This window comes from Erwinia sp. S43, assembly GCF_016624745.1.
Classification (GTDB): domain Bacteria; phylum Pseudomonadota; class Gammaproteobacteria; order Enterobacterales; family Enterobacteriaceae; genus Erwinia; species Erwinia coffeiphila.
In genome coordinates this window covers 278,017-294,407 of sequence record NZ_JACVTX010000004.1, presented here as the reverse complement: position 1 = coordinate 294,407, position 16,391 = coordinate 278,017, and the positions used below count along the sequence as shown (strand labels likewise).

Genomic DNA, 16,391 nt, shown 5'->3' with positions numbered 1-16,391 from the left:
AATGACCATGAAAGGACAAGAGACGCGTGGCTTCCAGTCAGAGGTGAAACAGCTTCTGCACCTGATGATCCACTCACTCTATTCAAACAAAGAAATCTTCCTGCGTGAACTGATCTCCAACGCCTCGGACGCTGCGGATAAACTGCGCTTCCGTGCATTATCCACCCCCGATCTTTACGAGGGTGACGGCGAGCTGCGCGTACGTGTTTCTGTCGACAAGGAAAACCGTACCCTGACGCTGAGCGATAACGGTATCGGTATGCGTCGCGACGAAGTCATTGAAAACCTGGGTACCATTGCCAAATCCGGTACCAAATCCTTCCTTGAGTCCTTAGGCTCCGATCAGGCGAAAGACAGCCAGCTGATCGGCCAGTTCGGCGTGGGCTTCTACTCGGCGTTTATCGTTGCGGATAAAGTTTCCGTGCGCACCCGTGCTGCCGGTGCTGCCGCTGATGAGGGCGTATTCTGGGAATCCGCAGGCGAAGGTGAATACACCATCGCGGATATCACCAAAGAAGATCGCGGCACCGAGATTACGCTGCACCTGCGCGAAGGCGAAGACGAGTTCCTCGATGCATGGCGCGTGCGCAGCATTATCAGCAAATACTCCGACCATATTGCCCTGCCGGTTGAAATTGAATCCCGTAACGAAGAAGACGACACCACCAGCTGGGAAAAAATCAACAAGGCTCAGGCGCTGTGGACCCGCAGCAAGTCTGAAATCAGCGAAGACGAATACAAAGAGTTTTATAAGCACGTTGCCCACGACTTCACCGACCCGCTGACCTGGAGCCACAACCGCGTGGAAGGTAAGCAGGAGTACACCAGCCTGCTCTATATTCCGGCTCAGGCGCCGTGGGATATGTGGAACCGCGATCACAAACACGGTCTGAAGCTGTACGTGCAGCGCGTATTTATCATGGATGACGCAGAGCAGTTTATGCCGAACTATCTGCGCTTCGTGAAGGGGCTGATCGACTCGAACGATCTGCCGCTGAACGTCTCCCGTGAGATCCTGCAGGACAGCCGCATCACTCAGACCCTGCGCAGTGCACTGACTAAGCGTTCTTTGCAGATGCTGGAAAAAGTGGCGAAGGATGACGAAGAGAAATATCAGAAATTCTGGCAGCAGTTCGGCCTGGCACTGAAAGAAGGCCCGGCGGAAGACAGCGCGAACATCGAAACCATCGCCAAACTGCTGCGCTTTGCCTCAACCAGCAGCGAAGGCCCGGCACAGACCGTGTCGCTGGAAGACTACATCAGCCGCATGGTGGAAGGTCAGGAGAAGATTTACTTCATTACCGCCGATAGCTATGCCGCGGCGAAGAGCAGCCCGCATCTGGAGCTGTTCCGCAAAAAAGGTATCGAAGTCCTGCTGCTCTCCGATCGCATCGATGAATGGATGATGAGCTACCTGACCGAGTTCGACGGCAAGCCGTTCCAGTCCGTCAGCAAAGCCGACGATGCGCTGAGCAAGCTGGCCGACGAAGAAACCGAAGAGCAGAAGGAAGCCGAGAAGGCGCTGGAACCGTTCGTTGAGCGTGTGAAAACGCTGCTGGGCGAGCGTGTGAAAGAAGTGCGTCTGACCCATCGTCTGACCGATACCCCGGCCATCGTCACCACCGACGCGAACGAAATGAGCACCCAGATGGCCAAGCTGTTTGCCGCTGCGGGCCAGGACGTGCCGGACGTGAAGTATCTGTTCGAGCTGAACCCGGATCACGCACTGGTTAAACGCGCTGCCGATACCCAGGACGAAGCGCGCTTCGCCGAGTGGATCGAGCTGCTGCTGGATCAGGCGCTGCTGGCCGAGAAGGGATCGCTGGACGATCCAAACCAGTTTATTCGCCGCATGAACCAGCTGCTGTTGGGCTAATCATCGAGCACGTGAACTGAAAGGGGCCGGATTATCCGGCCCTTTTTTGCGTCCATCTGCCGACCTTGTCAACCGCCGCCGGAAGCCTCTTCCAGCAGCCAGCGACGGAACAGGGCAATCTCCTGTTCTTCACGCCGTGTTTCTTTCACCATCATCCACGTTGCGCGATCCACTTCGGCGAAGCCTAAGGGGGCGATCAGTGACCCCTCCTGGATCTCTTTTTTCACCAAAATCTGCGGTGTCATAATAATGCCCATGCCGCTGCGCGCCGCCTGAATAGCCAGCGTCAGATTATCGAAGTGGCGCCCCGCCCAGAAATCGCCCCGTGCTCCGGTTTTTTTTGCCCATTCAGCCCAGGCGTGCAGCTTGGTATCGGCATGCAGCAGCGGAAGGGTGGCGAAATCGGTTTCATAGGTAAAGCGATTAGCGAATTCTGGCGAACAGACCGGACCAATATAATCGACGGTGATTAGCGTGGCAGCGATATCCTCTCCGACAGACTGTTCATGACTGACGATCAGCACATCGCAATACTCGTTACGTACGCGCTCAATATCGACATGAGTTTGAAAAGTCAGGGCGATCTCCGCGTGGCGGCTGGTAAAACGGCTGATCCGCGGGATTAGCCATTGGGCAAGAAAGCTGGGGGCGCAGGAAATCGTCAGGCTGTGCAGGTTACGCGCGCGGATTTTTTCGCAGGTCGCTTCAATTTCGCCAAAGGTTTGTATACAGCAAACCTTAAGCCGCTCGCCGTCCGAGGTCAGCTGAACCCGGCCACCTACCCGCAGAAACAACGGTTTATCTAACCACTCTTCCAGCAGTTTGATTTGATGGCTGACTGCACTATGAGTCACGTGCAGTGATTGTGCAGCGAGGCTAAAGCTTTGATGCAGTGCAGCCTGATGAAAATAGCGCAGAGCGCGTAGCGAAGGAAGTCCGGACATAGCCCTATCCGTTAGAAAATCTCACATCCAGTGTCTGTTTATATCATTTTAAAGTCCAGTCGATTTTACCTACTCTGACCCCGGAGTTATCAGCAGAACAACTGCCTGAGAGAGGATGTTTTTTCTTTTAACTCCATGTACATACAGCGATATTTTTTCTTGTCAGCCGACGATTACGCACAACAGCTATGTGAAGGAAAGGAAAATGACAAATCAGTATTCCGTAAAACCACAGCTCGTCATGTTCACCGGTGGTCGCGATAGTACGCTGGCAGCGTGTTATCTAATGTTACAGGGTATTCCTGTGCACCTCTGGTCAGGAAACAGCGGATGTTCACTGCATCGTGGCATTTTAGCGCATCGCGTTGATGAATTAAGAGGTCGTTTCGGTGATTTGGTCGTCGATCATACCGTCGCTGATATCAGCGGAGCGTTTCGTTCAATTGCTATTGAAAATCTGGAAAGTGATATCCTTAAGCACCGGAAAAATCTGGTTCTTTTAGGTGAAAAGTTGGCTATTCATGCACATCTCGTTGATTTTTGCCATCGAAACGGTATTAACACCATTAACGACGGTATCACCCACTACCAGATGGAATTCCCGGAGCAGCGTCAGGTAGCAAAGGCATTTCTGGTGGAGATGATGGCTCAGTACGACATCAACTATCAGTCACCCATTTATGAATTCGCCCAGTCGGCGGACGACGTGAAATATCGCCTGCTGCAATTGGGGATTTCCACTAAGTCGCTGGAAGGGATCAGTATTTTCGCCGACAGCTTCTCCACGCCTTCAGATGAGGTAATTCTTGCCTATCTGCGAGAAAAAGCCCCGCTGGCGCAGAACATCGTGCGTTTCCTGTCCGGTGAAACCCTGCTGACCCCGGTGCTGAAAGCCAGCGCCGTTGCCTGAATCAAACCGTTAATCGTGGTGTAACCGTTGGGTTACGCCACGCGGAGTTTGCTATGAAAGTTATCGTTAAATGCGCAGCCATCATCATCAACCAGCGCTCACTCCTGCTGACGCGTAAACGCGGTACCGAGATCTTTATTTCTCCAGGCGGTAAGCCGCTTGCCGGTGAAGATCATCTCAGCTGCCTGAAGCGTGAGCTTCAGGAAGAGCTGGGTGTACAGGTCAAAACCTTTCGTCCATTTGGCCTGTTCCACGGCCTGGCCGAATTTGAACAAACGGCGATTGAGAATCATGTCTATCACGTGGAAATCAGCGGCCAGCCGCGTGCGGGGTCCGAGATAGAAGAAATTGCCTGGGTGAACTATCGCCTCCCTCCCTGCGAGATCGCCGTGGGGTCGATATTCCGCGATAACGTGATGCCGCTTCTTTTCCAGCAAGAGTTAATAAATTGATGGATACCTCCTCACTTTCCCTTCAGTTACAGCAGGTCCACGGCGACCAGTTTTATAAGCGAGCGCGTATGCTGAGAGATGAACTCCGTGAAGAACTGACCCGCGTTTACCGCCTGGAAAAGTATGAGCTGTTCCTGGTCCAGTCTGTGCGGGTTGGATTGGTCATTCTTTCCCACCTGCTTCATAAACAGGAAACGACGCTGTGCCTTGCCAGGCATGCCCACTATCAACCGGTCAGCGAGCTGTTTAACTTTCCTAATACCCACTGTACCGGGCCGGGAACCGTGCCGATTATTACTCACGTCAATCCCTACACTGCGGAAGTCAACAGTCTGAAAGGAACGAAGGGCAAAGGGGTTGTTGATGCTTCCCACAGTTTCGCCACCTGCCGTCATGGCGAACTGATTGCTGACAGTTCGGTCTTTGTTGCGCCGCTGCACAAACATGCCTCACTGACTATCGGACTGGCGATTATCGCCCTGCGCCCGGAAGACTTCAGTACCCTGATGCGCAGCGAACTGCTGCTGTTTGAGGAGTCTACCGCCTCTGATAAGCCGCTGATTGAAGCGCTGAACAATCTTCGTAGTCCCGACTGGCAGCCGTTCAATATGTCCAGTGTGGGAGCTATCAGCCTGAAAGACGTGGGCGGAATGGATTTTGATTCGCTTGGTAACGCGGGTGGCCCATTCGGCTGCTTTAACGTTCCCCCGCTCAGTGAAACATTGAAGAAAAAGGTAAAGGCGGCCGGGGCGAGCTATTTCGAACAGACCGGTACGCTGCGGCTTTCCTCCTGGGCTCGTGGAGACGGAAGTCAGCGAATTGATACAACGGCAGAAATACAACAACAGCTACAAGCCCTGTGGGAGGGGAAATGAAAAACGCACTGCCGGTGAATGGCAATCTGATTGGCATTATGGGTGGCATTATTCTCAGTAGCGATTCGGTGTTTATCCGTATGATGGGAATCGAAAATTCGTGGCTGATCGTTGCGCTACGCGGCATCTTTATGTGGGGTATGTGCCTGCTGGTCTGGCTGCTGTGGCGGAAAAGTCGTTCAACGTTAGGCACACCCTGGCTGACCCAGGAAAATGCGCTGTCGACGCTGTTTTTCTGCATTTCCTCGGCCTGCTTCGTCAATGCGCTGAATCGCGGTAGTGTGGCGACCGTGCTGGTGATTATCTCCTCAACGCCGTTTATTTCGGCGCTGATTTCGCGGCTGTTCTTTAAGATGAGCATTGACCGTAGCGTACTGCTGGCATCGCTGGCGGGGATACTCGGCGTAGCGGTGGTCATGTCCGGTCGCGGCGTGGGCCACAGCGGTATTGCCAACCTCTATGCATTAGGTACGGCGTTCTCCATGGCTCTGGCTTTTATTTTCACTTCCCGCGTCAGCGGTGGGACGGCCGGTCTGCCTTCGCTGGGAGCAATCCTGGCTTCGGTGGTGATTGTGCTGTGGTCCGGCAGCGATCTCCTCGAAAGTCTGAAAATGCTGACACCGGCGCAATATGGCTGGTCGATCGCAGAAGGCGCACTGATTATGCCGCTGGCGATGGGATTGATCACATTATCGACGCGTTTTGTTTCTCCGGCCAATGCCGGGCTGTTTTTGCTGCTTGAGACGGCGCTGGCTCCGCTATGGATGTATCTGTTCCTGGATGAAATCCCTACTATTCATGCAGTTATTGGTGGGGCGATTATTATTCTGGCGGTGGTTTCACAAACGGTTTATGCCCGTCGCCGAGTGGATGTGCAACGCTACGCGGATGCAGGATAGCCGCGTGCTTCCTTGTGGTGAGCGGCCCATTAATGTTATGTTCATACACTTGGATAAAGTACACATATAAGCAATTCGCAAGGGGATTTACGCAATGCGTATTATTCTGCTCGGGGCTCCGGGTGCAGGTAAGGGGACTCAGGCTCAGTTTATTATGGAGAAATACGGTATTCCGCAAATCTCCACGGGTGACATGCTGCGTGCCGCGGTTAAAGCGGGAACGGAGTTAGGTCTGAAAGCCAAAGAGATTATGGATGCTGGTAAACTGGTCACCGACGAACTGGTTATCGCGCTGGTCAAAGAGCGTATCGCTCAGGAAGACTGCCGTAACGGTTTCCTGCTGGACGGTTTCCCGCGCACTATCCCTCAGGCTGATGCCATGAAGGAAGCGGGCATTAAAGTCGACAACGTGCTGGAGTTCGACGTACCAGACGAACTGATCGTTGAGCGTATTATTGGTCGTCGCGTTCATGCGCCATCCGGCCGCGTTTACCACGTGACTTTCAATCCGCCGAAGGTGGAAGGGAAAGATGACGTGACCGGCGAAGAGCTGACAACGCGCAAAGATGACCAGGAAGAGACCGTTCGTAAGCGTCTGGTTGAATATCATCAGATGACCGCTCCGCTGATTGCTTACTACAGCAAAGAAGCCGAAGCGGGCAACACTGCGTACAACAAGATCGACGGCACACGTAAAGTGGCCGAAGTCAGCGCTGAGCTGGCAAAAATCCTCGGTTAAGTTTGAAGGGGGCCGGTTAAATCCGGTCCCTTTTACAGCAATTGGTTTTTCCCCCGCAATTTTCCGTTAGAATGAGTCTCGTTTTCATCTCCGCTGATGCCATCAAAAGGAATAACAATGAGGCAAGATAAGCCAGGCGTACTGCTGGTCAATTTAGGCACACCAGATGCTCCGACCACCTCCGCAGTAAAACGCTATCTAAAGCAGTTTCTCAGTGATAAACGCGTGGTCGACACGCCGCGCTGGCTGTGGTGGCCGATTCTGAATATTGGTATTCTGCCGATTCGTTCACCGCGCGTAGCCAAGCTGTATGCTTCCGTCTGGACCGATGAAGGTTCGCCGCTGCTGGTGTTCAGCAAGCGTCAGCGCGATGCGCTGGCGGCGAAACTGGATATACCGGTTGCGCTGGGCATGAGCTACGGCAATCCCAGCCTGAAAAGCGCCGTGGATGATCTGATGGCTCAGGGCGTGAATAAGCTCATCGTCCTGCCGCTCTATCCGCAGTTTTCCTGCTCAACCGTCGCATCGGTGTGGGACGGTCTCAGCAGCGTGTTTGCTGGCTATCGCAGCCTGCCAACGGTGCATTTTATTCGCGACTACGCCGACCATCCTGCCTATATCGCCGCGCTGAAAGCGTCGGTCGAGCGCTCTTTTGCGCAGCACGGTAAACCGGATCTGCTGCTGGCCTCGTTCCACGGTATTCCGCAGCGCTTTGCCAATGAGGGCGACGATTATCCACAACGCTGCCATGACACCTTTGATGCGTTAAAAACCGCACTGGGGCTGAGCGACAGCGAAGCGATGCTGACCTTCCAGTCACGTTTTGGACGTGAACCCTGGCTGACGCCGTACACGGATGAAACCATGCAGGGTCTGCCCGCGAAGGGAGTGAAGCACGTACAGGTGATGAGCCCGGGCTTCGCGTCAGACTGCCTGGAAACGCTGGAAGAGATCAACGAGCAGAACCGCGAATTCTTCCTGCACGCGGGCGGCACCCGGTTTGAGTACATTCCGGCGCTGAACGACGATGAAGCGCATATCGATATGATGCTGGAACTGGTTAATCAGTATCGCTAACTGACGAAGCGATCGGTCGTTTTCCACCGCCGATCGCCTCGTTGCGCAAATATGTTATGATTGCGGCCTGCTTCCCCTTCTGGTCCTGCAATTATGAAATTCCCCGGTAAACGTAAATCCAAACACTATTTCCCCGTCAGCGCGCGCGATCCGCTGTTACAGGTCGCTCAGCCGGAAAACGAGGCCGCTAATAGCTGGATTGTGGGCATCGACCAGATCCTTGTTGATATTGAAGCCAAAGTGGATGATGACTTTGTGCGTCGCTATGGCCTCAGCGTGGGCCATTCGCTGGTGATTGAAGATGATGTGGCGCAGGCGCTTTATGAAGAGCTGATGCGCGATAATCTGATCACCCATCAGTTTGCCGGCGGCACCATCGGCAATACGCTGCACAACTACTCGGTGCTGGCCGACGACCGCTCCGTGCTGCTGGGCGTGATGTGTAATAACATTCAAATCGGCAGCTATGCCTACCGCTACCTGTGTCATACCTCCAGCCGCACCGATCTGAACTACCTGCAGGGCGTTGACGGTGCAATTGGCCGCTGCTTTACGCTGATTGGTGAACACGGCGAACGCACCTTCGCCATTAGCCCGGGAATGATGAATCAGCTGCGCGCTGAAAGCGTGCCGGAAGAGGTGATTGCCGGGGCGTCGGCGCTGGTACTCACCTCCTATCTGGTGCGCTGCAAACCGGGTGAACCGATGCCGGAAGCGACCATGCAGGCTATCCACTATGCCAAAAAGCATAACGTGCCGGTGGTGCTGACGCTGGGTACCAAATATGTGATCGCTGATAATCCGCAGTTCTGGCGCGATTTTATGCGCGACCATGTGTCGATCGTGGCGATGAATGAAGATGAAGCTTTTGAGCTGACTGGAGAAAGCGACCCGCTGAAGGCATCGAATCTTGCCCTCGACTGGGTGGATCTGGTGCTGTGTACCGCCGGGCCGAACGGCCTGTATATGGCCGGATTCACCGAAGAGGAGGGCAAACGCACCACGCGCCATCCGCTGCTGCCTGGTGCAATCCCGGAATTCAACCAGTACGAATTCAGCCGTGCGATGCGTCATCAGGACTGCACAGTACCACTGCGGATTTTCTCCCATATCGCGCCCTATATGGGCGGGCCGGAGAAAATTATGAATACTAACGGGGCCGGTGACGGCGCGCTGGCGGCGCTGCTGCATGATATTACCGCCAATAACTTCCACCGCAGCAACGTTCCCAACTCCAGTAAGCACGCGCGCAGCTATCTGACCTACTCCTCGCTGGCGCAGGTGTGTAAATACGCCAACCGCGTCAGCTATCAGGTGCTGAACCAGCATTCACCGCGCCTGTCGCGCGGCCTGCCGGAGCGGGAAGACAGTCTGGAAGAGTCTTACTGGGAACGATGATACAAGGAGAGGGCAGGCAGGCCGTCTGCCATCTCTGGCATTGAGCCGGTGTGATAAAAAAGGGACGACGCGAAGTCGTCCCTTTTTGCTGACATCAGATCGGGCACTCTGCCGGTGCTTCAACCGGGTTGAGCAGGATAAGATTCAGCATACTGTTGGCAATCTCACGCTCGCCCATCACCACGCGGTCGGCACCGCGCTCCATAATGTAATCCACTTCGTCGTCATAATGGGCACGGGCGATAATCTCAATGTTCGGGCGCTTTTCGCGAGCGGCGGTAACGATCTCCCCGGCCTCATAGCCGTTAGGGATGGTCAGCAGCATCCAGCGCGCGCAGTCGAGCCGCGCCAGGTCCATAATATCGCCCCGGGCGGCATTGCCTAATACGGCTTTAATTCCCTGCTCGCGCAGCGCTTCAACGCGCGGGCGGCTGTTCTCGACGACTACAATTGGAATACCCGCTTCCATCAGGCGGCTGCCAAGCAGGCTGCCAACGCGGCCAAAACCGACCACCACCGCGTGATTACACAGGTCCACCGGGATCTGCTTCTCTTCTTCGATGGCTTCTTCCATGGTCTGCTCTTCGATGGTTTCGGTTTTTTGCAGATAGCGCTCCAGCAGAGCGAAAAGGATCGGATTCAGCATAATCGACAGAATGGCACCGGCAAGCACCAGATTGCGGCCGGTTTCCGGCAGCAGGTTCAGGGAGACGCCCAGTCCGGCCAGGATAAAGGCGAACTCACCGATCTGCGCCAGGCTGACTGAAATGGTCAGCGCCGTACGTTTGGAGTGGCCAAACAGTCGCACCAGGAACAGTGCAGCAAGGGATTTACCGAAGACGATAATCGCCAGCGCGCCCAGCACCGCCAGCGGCTGCTGTATCAGGATCATCGGATCGAACAGCATGCCGACCGACACAAAGAACAGCACCGCAAAGGCGTCGCGCAGCGGCAGCGTATCGTGTGCGGCACGGTGGCTCAGTTCAGACTCGTTAAGCACCATACCGGCAAAGAAAGCACCCAGAGCAAAGGAGACATCAAAGAACTCTACGGCGCCAAAAGCAATACCGAGCGCCAGTGCCAGCACCGCCAGGGTAAACAGCTCGCGCGAGCCGGTTGCGGCGCTGCGGGCGAGTATCCACGGTACGACGCGGCGGCCAACCACCATCATCAGCACCATAAAGGCCACCACTTTACCGATGGTCAGTACCAGATCGAACAGCAGCAGGCCGATGCTGGCATTACCTTCTTCGAACATACCGGCAATAGCAGGCAGCAACACCAGCGCCAGCACCATCACCAGGTCTTCAACAATCAACCAGCCAATCGCAATTTGCCCGCGCTGGCTGTCAATCAACTGACGCTCTTCCAGCGCACGGAGCAGCACCACCGTACTCGCCGTGGAAAGGCACAGCCCGAACACCAATCCGGTGAGCATCGACCAGCCCATTGCCCATGAAAGCCCCATTCCCAGCAGTGTCGCCACGGCTATCTGTGCGATAGCGCCGGGAATGGCGATCGACTTTACCGCCATCAGATCTTTTAAAGAGAAATGCAGACCCACGCCGAACATCAGCAGGATCACGCCAAGTTCAGCCAGTTCGGGAGCAAGATTGGTATCAGCAACAAAGCCTGGGGTGAAAGGACCGGCAAGAACGCCAGCCAGCAGGTAACCAACAAGGGGAGAAATGCGCAGGCGATTAGCCAGCATACCAAGGAGGAAGGCGAGAACCAGGCCTCCTACAATGGTGGTGATAAGCGGTGTGGTGTGGTGCATGCCTGTCTCCTTATGTATGCCTGCTCGTCATACTTCAAGTGGCAGATGCCCTGCTTGTTGCCCTGGTCACTGTGCGATCCGTGCGCCGGGCTGGGGGGCCTCCCGCTGTACTGCAACTCGAATTAATTAGAGTATAAATGTGTCCAGTTGTAAGTTTTCAGTGTATGGCATAATCCGTCGCGGCGCTTGTGTTTATTGAGACTAATGGAAAAAAATATGAACCATACGCTGAAATTTGTCAGTAAGTGCGATTTTAGGCACTTATCAGATTACAGTGCTGGTGTTACCGGAGCGTGAACCGGTGCAAAAATCAAACAATTGCACCGGTAAGGGACTATTTACGCCGGTTATCAGGCAGGAAAGCCGTGAGAATACCGAGAAGCGGCAGATAAGCGCAGATTTGATAGACCAGTTCGATGCTGGTATGGTCGGCCAGCAGACCGAGCAGGGCGGCACCCAGTCCACCCATACCGAAGGCAAAACCAAAAAACAGCCCGGAAACCATACCGATACGCCCCGGCATCAGCTCCTGGGCATAGACCAGAATGGCGGAAAACGCCGAGGCCAGCACGAAGCCGATAATCACCGACAGCACGCCCGTCCACAATAAGTTCATATGCGGCAGCAGCAGCGTAAAGGGGGCAACGCCGAGAATAGAGGCCCAAATCACCCGCTTACGGCCAATTTTATCGCCAATCGGCCCGCCGATCACCGTCCCTGCCGCCACGGCAAACAGGAAAATAAACAGATGCAGCTGCGCGCTCTGTACCGACAGGCCAAATTTCTGCATCAGGTAGAAGGTGTAGTAGCTGCTCAGACTGGTGAGATAAAAATACTTAGAGAAAATCAGCACCAGCAGAATGCTAATCGCGAAGGCCACCTGGCGGCGCGGCAGCGGGCTGATGGCGGCCACGGTGCTTTTCTTCGCCATGCGATTCTGCGTCTGATACCAGCGGCTGATTTGCAACAGGACCACAATTGCCAGCAGCGCCGCCAGCGAGAACCACGCAACGTTGCCGCGGCCATAGGGAGCAATGACCAGTGCGGCCAGCAGCGGGCCCAGCGAGCTGCCAAAATTACCGCCGACCTGGAATAGCGACTGCGCAAGGCCGTGCCGTCCGCCCGATGCCATCCGCGCCACGCGCGAGGATTCCGGGTGAAACACCGAGGAACCCGTGCCCACCAGCGCGGCGGCCAGCAGGACGGTGGTAAAATTCCCGGCCAGCGCCAGCAGGATCAGTCCGGAAAGCGTAAAGCCCATGCCGACGGGCAGTGACCACGGCTGCGGATGCTTATCGGTGTAGTGCCCAATCAGCGGCTGTAACAGCGACGCGGTAAGCTGATAGGTCAGCGTGATCATGCCGATTTGCACAAAGCTTAATGAGAAATCCGCACGCAGCAGCGGGTAGATCGCCAGAATCAGCGACTGGATCATATCATTCAGCAGATGGGCAACGCTGATGGCGCCGAGGATACCAAAAGCGGTGCGCCGAACGGGCGATGAGGGAGAAGAGAGCGGGGATTCACTTGCCATTAAATTAACCTGTCATCTAATTATGTTTTTATGAGCGCAGAGAAGCAAATTCGCTGCAAAGCCCTCTTTTATAACTAACAACCTCCGCGTGAGTAATTACCATTTAGAGCTATTTCAGTGCTGTGGTTGCGGGGCTGTCACAAAAAGTGAATACTTTTGCTGATTATTTTGCCAAAGCCGCATTTGTGCGGGTTGGCTTGCGGTTGATGAAACAAGGAGAAGCGCAGTGCTGGTATTTAATAAACGTATCCTGAGTCTGTTGACCGTTGGGTTGCTTAGCGCACCGCTGATGGCGCAGGCCTGGGTAAAAGACCGTACCTATAAATTCACCGTGCTGCATACCAACGATCATCACGGTCGGTTCTGGAACAATGAACACGGTGAGTACGGGCTGGCGGCGCAGAAAACTATGATGGATAAGATCCGTCTGGACGTGCAGTCGCACGGTGGGGCAGTGCTGATCCTCTCCGGCGGCGATATCAATACCGGCGTACCGGAATCCGACCTACAGGATGCCGAGCCTGATTTCCGCGGGATGAATTTGATTGGCTACGATGCCATGGCGATAGGTAACCACGAGTTTGATAATCCGCTGTCGGTGCTTCGCCAGCAGCAAAAGTGGGCGAAGTTCCCGCTGCTCTCTGCCAATATCTATCAAAAAAGTACCGGCAAGCGCCTGTTCCAGCCGTACGCGCTGTTTAATCGTAAAGGACTGAAGATCGCTGTCATCGGTCTGACCACTGACGACACGGCCAAAATCGGCAATCCGGAAAACTTCACCGATATCGTGTTCCACAAACCGGCAGCTGAAGCGAAAGCGGTGGTGGAAGAGCTGCGTGCCAAAGAAAAACCGGATGTGATTATTGCCGCTACCCATATGGGGCATTATGACAACGGTAATCATGGTTCGAATGCGCCGGGCGATGTGGAAATGGCCCGCGAGCTGCCCGCAGGCTACCTGGATATGATCGTGGGTGGCCATTCACAGGACCCGGTGTGTATGGCGCAGGAAAACGTCAAACAGGCAGACTACGTGCCGGGCACTCCCTGTACGCCGGATCGTCAGAACGGCACCTGGATCGTGCAGGCTCATGAATGGGGCAAATATATTGGTCGCGCCGATTTCACTTTCCGCAACGGCAAGCTGAAGCTGGAACACTACGAACTTGTACCGATCAATCTCAAGCATAAAGTCACGAACGCTGACGGCGGCACCAGCTGGGTGAACTACACGGCGGAAATCGATAAAAACCCGGCGATGATGAAACTGCTGACGCCGTTCCAGAAAAAGGGCGAGGCGCAGCTTGGCGTGAAAATAGGCAGCGTTAACGGCCATCTTGAGGGTGACCGCAGCAAAGTACGTTTCGTGCAGACCAATATGGCGCGATTAATCCTTGAAGGGCAGATTGAACGCACCAAGGCCGATTTTGCGGTGATGAGCGGCGGCGGCGTGCGCGACTCCATTGAAGCCGGAGATATCACCTATAAAGACGTGCTAAAGGTACAGCCGTTTGGTAATACACTGGTTTATGTCGATATGAAAGGCAGCGAAGTGCGTGATTATCTGGCGGTTGTCGCGAATAAGCAGGTGGATTCCGGTGCCTATGCGCAGTTTGCCCGCGTCAGCCTGATTGCCGACGGTAGCGGGGTCAGCGACGTGAAGATTAACGGCGAACCATTGCAGGACGATAAGGTGTACCGCATGGCTACCCTGAGCTTCAACGCCACCGGGGGCGACGGCTATCCGGAAGTGGATAAGCAGGCCAGCTATGTCAATACCGGCTTTGTTGATGCAGAAGTGCTGAAGCAGTATATACAGGCGCACTCCCCGCTGGATGCGGCAAAGTACCAGCCTGCCGGTGAGATTGTGTATAAGAAAGCGGAGTAAAGTCTGCTGCTGTGAATATGGAGCACGCGAGTGCTCCATATCCGCGTCGTCAGGAAGACGTATGAGCCTGACGGCGCTGTTCACGTGAACGCATCAGGCGGTCACGAAGCTTATCGTAGACCCAGTTGTACACCACCGTGTAGGGCAGGAAGAACAGGAAAAAGCCCAGTTCAACCAGAAATGCCTGCCACAGCGTCACACCCAGCATCCAGGCCGCCAGCGGCAGACCAATCAGAATAAATCCACCTTCAAAGCCCAGAGCATGCATCACGCGCAGTGCCAGACCGCGTTTTACACGTTCGCGCGGGAACAGGCGATCGAACCCGGCGTTATAAATCATGTTCCAGATCATCGCCACGGTGGAAAGCATAATGGCCAGTGCGCCCATCTGAAATAGCGGTTTGTTCATAAGCCAGGCGGCGACAGGGGAAATGATTGCAATCGCCACCAGTTCAAAGCCTGCAGCATGATAAAAACGTTCTTTCAGCGTACGAGTGGACATATGTCCTCCTGAGTGATTTAGGAAGCGTATTTTCTATCCTTTTGCTGCTAAGATAAAATGATTATCCATCGATAAAAGCGATACATCTGCGATGCGTTATTCACCGGAATCCCTGGAAGCGTTTGTACAGACCGTAGAAAGCGGCTCGTTCTCCGCAGCGGCGCGAGCGCTGCGCAAAAGCCAGTCAACGGTCAGTACCGCCGTGGCCAACCTGGAAAGCGATCTCGGGCTGATTTTATTTAACCGCGAAGCGCGTACCCCGGTACTGACCGAAAATGGTCAGCGAGTGCTGACGCAGGTTAACGTGATTCTCAATGCCGCCGCGCAGCTGGATGAGCTGGCTATGCGTCTGGCGGGCGACGTCGAGCCCTGTTTACGGCTGGCGATCTCCGATTTCTGGCAGGCCGATCATCACGAACATTTGCTTAAACGCTTTGCCAGCCGCTATCCGGATATTGAGTTTGAATGCATGATTGCCGAAGACGGCGATGTTATCGATCTGCTGCAAAGCGGCAGGGCGCATATCGGCGTGATCCGCGTGCAGGACCGCTATCCGGCAAATATCAGCCTGCGGCGTCTGCAGGTGGAAGCGAAAATGGCGATTTATCTGCATAAGGATCATCCGCTGGCGCAGCAGGATAGCGTAACGGAGATCGAGCTGCAGGGCATCCGCCAGCTGCGGCTGAATACCTGGACGGAACAGGAACCGGTGCCGGGAGGTAAAATCTGGCTGGCACCGTCGTACTTGCTGCTGCTGGAGATGGCGGAGCAGGGATTTGGCTGGAGCGTACTGCCGCGCTGGCTGACCGAGCAGTTTGGCCACCAGCTGCTGCGTGAGCTGCCGGTGGCGGGCTGGCCGCAAAATATCCAGGTGGATGTCGCCTGGTCGCGGCTTTCACCGCCCGGCCCGGCGGGGCGCTGGATGATCGATCAGTTGATTAACCAGCGGCCGGATTAATCGCGTTTGGCGATATCGGCAAAACTGGCGCTCAGCAGTTTTGCCAGGTCACCCGGAGCGAGTTCGAGATCCAGCCCGCGCTTGCCGCCGGAAACATAAATGGTATCAAAGTGCTGGGCCAGATGATCGATGACCGTCGGCAGGCGCTTTTTCTGCCCCAGCGGGCTGATGCCGCCCAGCAGATAGCCGGTGCTGCGCTGGGCGAACTGCGGATCGGCCATCTCGACTTTTTTGGCACCCAGCGCTTTCGCCACTTTTTTCAAATCGAGCTGGCCCGCAACCGGCGTAACGGCAACGGCGAGGGTTTTATTGTCGCCGTTAAGTGCCACCAGCAGCGTTTTATAGACCCGCTCGGCGTCAAGATTGAGCTTACGCACCGCCTCATCACCGAAGTTAGTTTCATTGCTGTCGTGCTCGTAAGGATGCAGCGTAAAGTTTACTTTTTGTTTTTCTAATAGTTTTACCGCCGGAGTCATCGCTTTAATCCTTCCTGTTCCATTCGCGTGCTTGCCGCTTAAAATTGGTGAATAAAAGTACTGGAGAAAAAGTGCGCATTGAGCGA

The 16,391-nt window shown here is 54.8% G+C and carries 15 protein-coding genes; 10 read left to right on the top strand and 5 right to left on the bottom strand.

Annotated elements, in window-relative coordinates; translation table 11 throughout:
- Positions 1-7 precede the first annotated feature (7 nt).
- Positions 8-1,876: a molecular chaperone HtpG gene (gene htpG, locus IBT47_RS07650; protein ID WP_172606525.1), complete on the top strand. Its 1,869-nt coding sequence runs from the start codon at positions 8-10 to the stop codon at positions 1,874-1,876.
- Positions 1,877-1,944: 68 nt separating this feature from the next.
- Here the strand turns inward: htpG and IBT47_RS07645 are convergent, their stop codons facing one another.
- Positions 1,945-2,820 (bottom strand): LysR substrate-binding domain-containing protein, encoded by an 876-nt coding sequence (locus IBT47_RS07645; RefSeq protein WP_105590838.1) that lies wholly within the window; start codon positions 2,818-2,820, stop codon positions 1,945-1,947.
- 205 nt (positions 2,821-3,025) lie between these two features.
- Here IBT47_RS07645 and IBT47_RS07640 point away from each other — a divergent pair, with 205 nt between their 5' ends.
- The 7 genes from IBT47_RS07640 to IBT47_RS07610 all read left to right on the top strand — a co-directional run bounded on the left by IBT47_RS07640 (position 3,026) and on the right by IBT47_RS07610 (position 9,170).
- The gene (locus tag IBT47_RS07640) at positions 3,026-3,730 is read left to right on the top strand and encodes a hypothetical protein (RefSeq protein WP_200560000.1); all 705 of its coding nucleotides are present in this window, start codon (positions 3,026-3,028) and stop codon (positions 3,728-3,730) included.
- 53 nt (positions 3,731-3,783) lie between these two features.
- Entirely contained in the window at positions 3,784-4,182 is a 399-nt protein-coding gene (locus IBT47_RS07635) for an NUDIX domain-containing protein (protein WP_105590840.1), read from the top strand.
- On the top strand, positions 4,182-5,057 hold the full coding sequence (locus IBT47_RS07630; protein WP_200559999.1) for a DUF6024 family protein: 876 nt from the start codon (positions 4,182-4,184) through the stop codon (positions 5,055-5,057). The genes IBT47_RS07635 and IBT47_RS07630 overlap by 1 nt, the downstream gene beginning before the upstream one ends.
- The gene (locus IBT47_RS07625; RefSeq protein ID WP_200559998.1) at positions 5,054-5,956 is read left to right on the top strand and encodes a DMT family transporter; all 903 of its coding nucleotides are present in this window, start codon (positions 5,054-5,056) and stop codon (positions 5,954-5,956) included. The genes IBT47_RS07630 and IBT47_RS07625 overlap by 4 nt, the downstream gene beginning before the upstream one ends.
- A 94-nt stretch (positions 5,957-6,050) precedes the next feature.
- On the top strand, positions 6,051-6,695 hold the full coding sequence (gene adk, locus IBT47_RS07620; RefSeq protein WP_105590843.1) for an adenylate kinase: 645 nt from the start codon (positions 6,051-6,053) through the stop codon (positions 6,693-6,695).
- A 117-nt stretch (positions 6,696-6,812) separates the two neighbouring features.
- Positions 6,813-7,772: a ferrochelatase gene (gene hemH / locus IBT47_RS07615; protein WP_200559997.1), complete on the top strand. Its 960-nt coding sequence runs from the start codon at positions 6,813-6,815 to the stop codon at positions 7,770-7,772.
- Positions 7,773-7,865: 93 nt separating this feature from the next.
- Positions 7,866-9,170, top strand: coding sequence for an inosine/guanosine kinase (locus tag IBT47_RS07610; protein WP_200559996.1), 1,305 nt, complete (start codon positions 7,866-7,868; stop codon positions 9,168-9,170).
- A 94-nt stretch (positions 9,171-9,264) separates the two neighbouring features.
- Here IBT47_RS07610 and ybaL read toward each other — a convergent pair whose 3' ends face one another.
- Together ybaL and IBT47_RS07600 are read right to left on the bottom strand one after the other, a co-directional pair.
- Positions 9,265-10,947, bottom strand: coding sequence for a YbaL family putative K(+) efflux transporter (ybaL, locus tag IBT47_RS07605; RefSeq protein ID WP_200545402.1), 1,683 nt, complete (start codon positions 10,945-10,947; stop codon positions 9,265-9,267).
- Between the two features lie 334 nt (positions 10,948-11,281).
- On the bottom strand, positions 11,282-12,481 hold the full coding sequence (locus tag IBT47_RS07600) for an MFS transporter (protein WP_200559995.1): 1,200 nt from the start codon (positions 12,479-12,481) through the stop codon (positions 11,282-11,284).
- Positions 12,482-12,770: 289 nt separating this feature from the next.
- Between IBT47_RS07600 and ushA the strand changes: the two genes are divergently transcribed.
- A complete protein-coding gene (gene ushA / locus IBT47_RS07595; protein ID WP_234471787.1) occupies positions 12,771-14,369 on the top strand; it encodes a bifunctional UDP-sugar hydrolase/5'-nucleotidase UshA in 1,599 nt (532 codons plus the stop codon).
- 49 nt (positions 14,370-14,418) lie between these two features.
- Here ushA and IBT47_RS07590 read toward each other — a convergent pair whose 3' ends face one another.
- A complete protein-coding gene (locus tag IBT47_RS07590; RefSeq protein ID WP_200559994.1) occupies positions 14,419-14,871 on the bottom strand; it encodes a multidrug/biocide efflux PACE transporter in 453 nt (150 codons plus the stop codon).
- A 91-nt stretch (positions 14,872-14,962) separates the two neighbouring features.
- Here IBT47_RS07590 and IBT47_RS07585 point away from each other — a divergent pair, with 91 nt between their 5' ends.
- Positions 14,963-15,829: a LysR family transcriptional regulator gene (locus IBT47_RS07585; RefSeq protein WP_200559993.1), complete on the top strand. Its 867-nt coding sequence runs from the start codon at positions 14,963-14,965 to the stop codon at positions 15,827-15,829.
- Here the strand turns inward: IBT47_RS07585 and ybaK are convergent.
- The gene (ybaK, locus tag IBT47_RS07580; RefSeq protein WP_200559992.1) at positions 15,826-16,305 is read right to left on the bottom strand and encodes a Cys-tRNA(Pro)/Cys-tRNA(Cys) deacylase YbaK; all 480 of its coding nucleotides are present in this window, start codon (positions 16,303-16,305) and stop codon (positions 15,826-15,828) included. The two genes, IBT47_RS07585 and ybaK, sit on opposite strands and share 4 nt — an antisense overlap.
- Between the last annotated feature and the right edge of the window lie 86 nt (positions 16,306-16,391).

Coding starts and splice junctions, on each gene's coding strand:
- IBT47_RS07630 (WP_200559999.1), top strand. CDS start 4,182: ATGGATACCTCCTCACTTTCCCTTCAGTTACAGCAGGTCCACGGCGAC.
- IBT47_RS07585 (WP_200559993.1), top strand. CDS start 14,963: ATGCGTTATTCACCGGAATCCCTGGAAGCGTTTGTACAGACCGTAGAA.
- ushA (WP_234471787.1), top strand. CDS start 12,771: ATGGCGCAGGCCTGGGTAAAAGACCGTACCTATAAATTCACCGTGCTG.
- adk (WP_105590843.1), top strand. CDS start 6,051: ATGCGTATTATTCTGCTCGGGGCTCCGGGTGCAGGTAAGGGGACTCAG.
- IBT47_RS07625 (WP_200559998.1), top strand. CDS start 5,054: ATGAAAAACGCACTGCCGGTGAATGGCAATCTGATTGGCATTATGGGT.
- IBT47_RS07645 (WP_105590838.1), bottom strand. CDS start 2,820: ATGTCCGGACTTCCTTCGCTACGCGCTCTGCGCTATTTTCATCAGGCT.
- IBT47_RS07600 (WP_200559995.1), bottom strand. CDS start 12,481: ATGGCAAGTGAATCCCCGCTCTCTTCTCCCTCATCGCCCGTTCGGCGC.
- htpG (WP_172606525.1), top strand. CDS start 8: ATGAAAGGACAAGAGACGCGTGGCTTCCAGTCAGAGGTGAAACAGCTT.
- IBT47_RS07610 (WP_200559996.1), top strand. CDS start 7,866: ATGAAATTCCCCGGTAAACGTAAATCCAAACACTATTTCCCCGTCAGC.
- ybaK (WP_200559992.1), bottom strand. CDS start 16,305: ATGACTCCGGCGGTAAAACTATTAGAAAAACAAAAAGTAAACTTTACG.
- ybaL (WP_200545402.1), bottom strand. CDS start 10,947: ATGCACCACACCACACCGCTTATCACCACCATTGTAGGAGGCCTGGTT.
- hemH (WP_200559997.1), top strand. CDS start 6,813: ATGAGGCAAGATAAGCCAGGCGTACTGCTGGTCAATTTAGGCACACCA.
- IBT47_RS07635 (WP_105590840.1), top strand. CDS start 3,784: ATGAAAGTTATCGTTAAATGCGCAGCCATCATCATCAACCAGCGCTCA.
- IBT47_RS07590 (WP_200559994.1), bottom strand. CDS start 14,871: ATGTCCACTCGTACGCTGAAAGAACGTTTTTATCATGCTGCAGGCTTT.
- IBT47_RS07640 (WP_200560000.1), top strand. CDS start 3,026: ATGACAAATCAGTATTCCGTAAAACCACAGCTCGTCATGTTCACCGGT.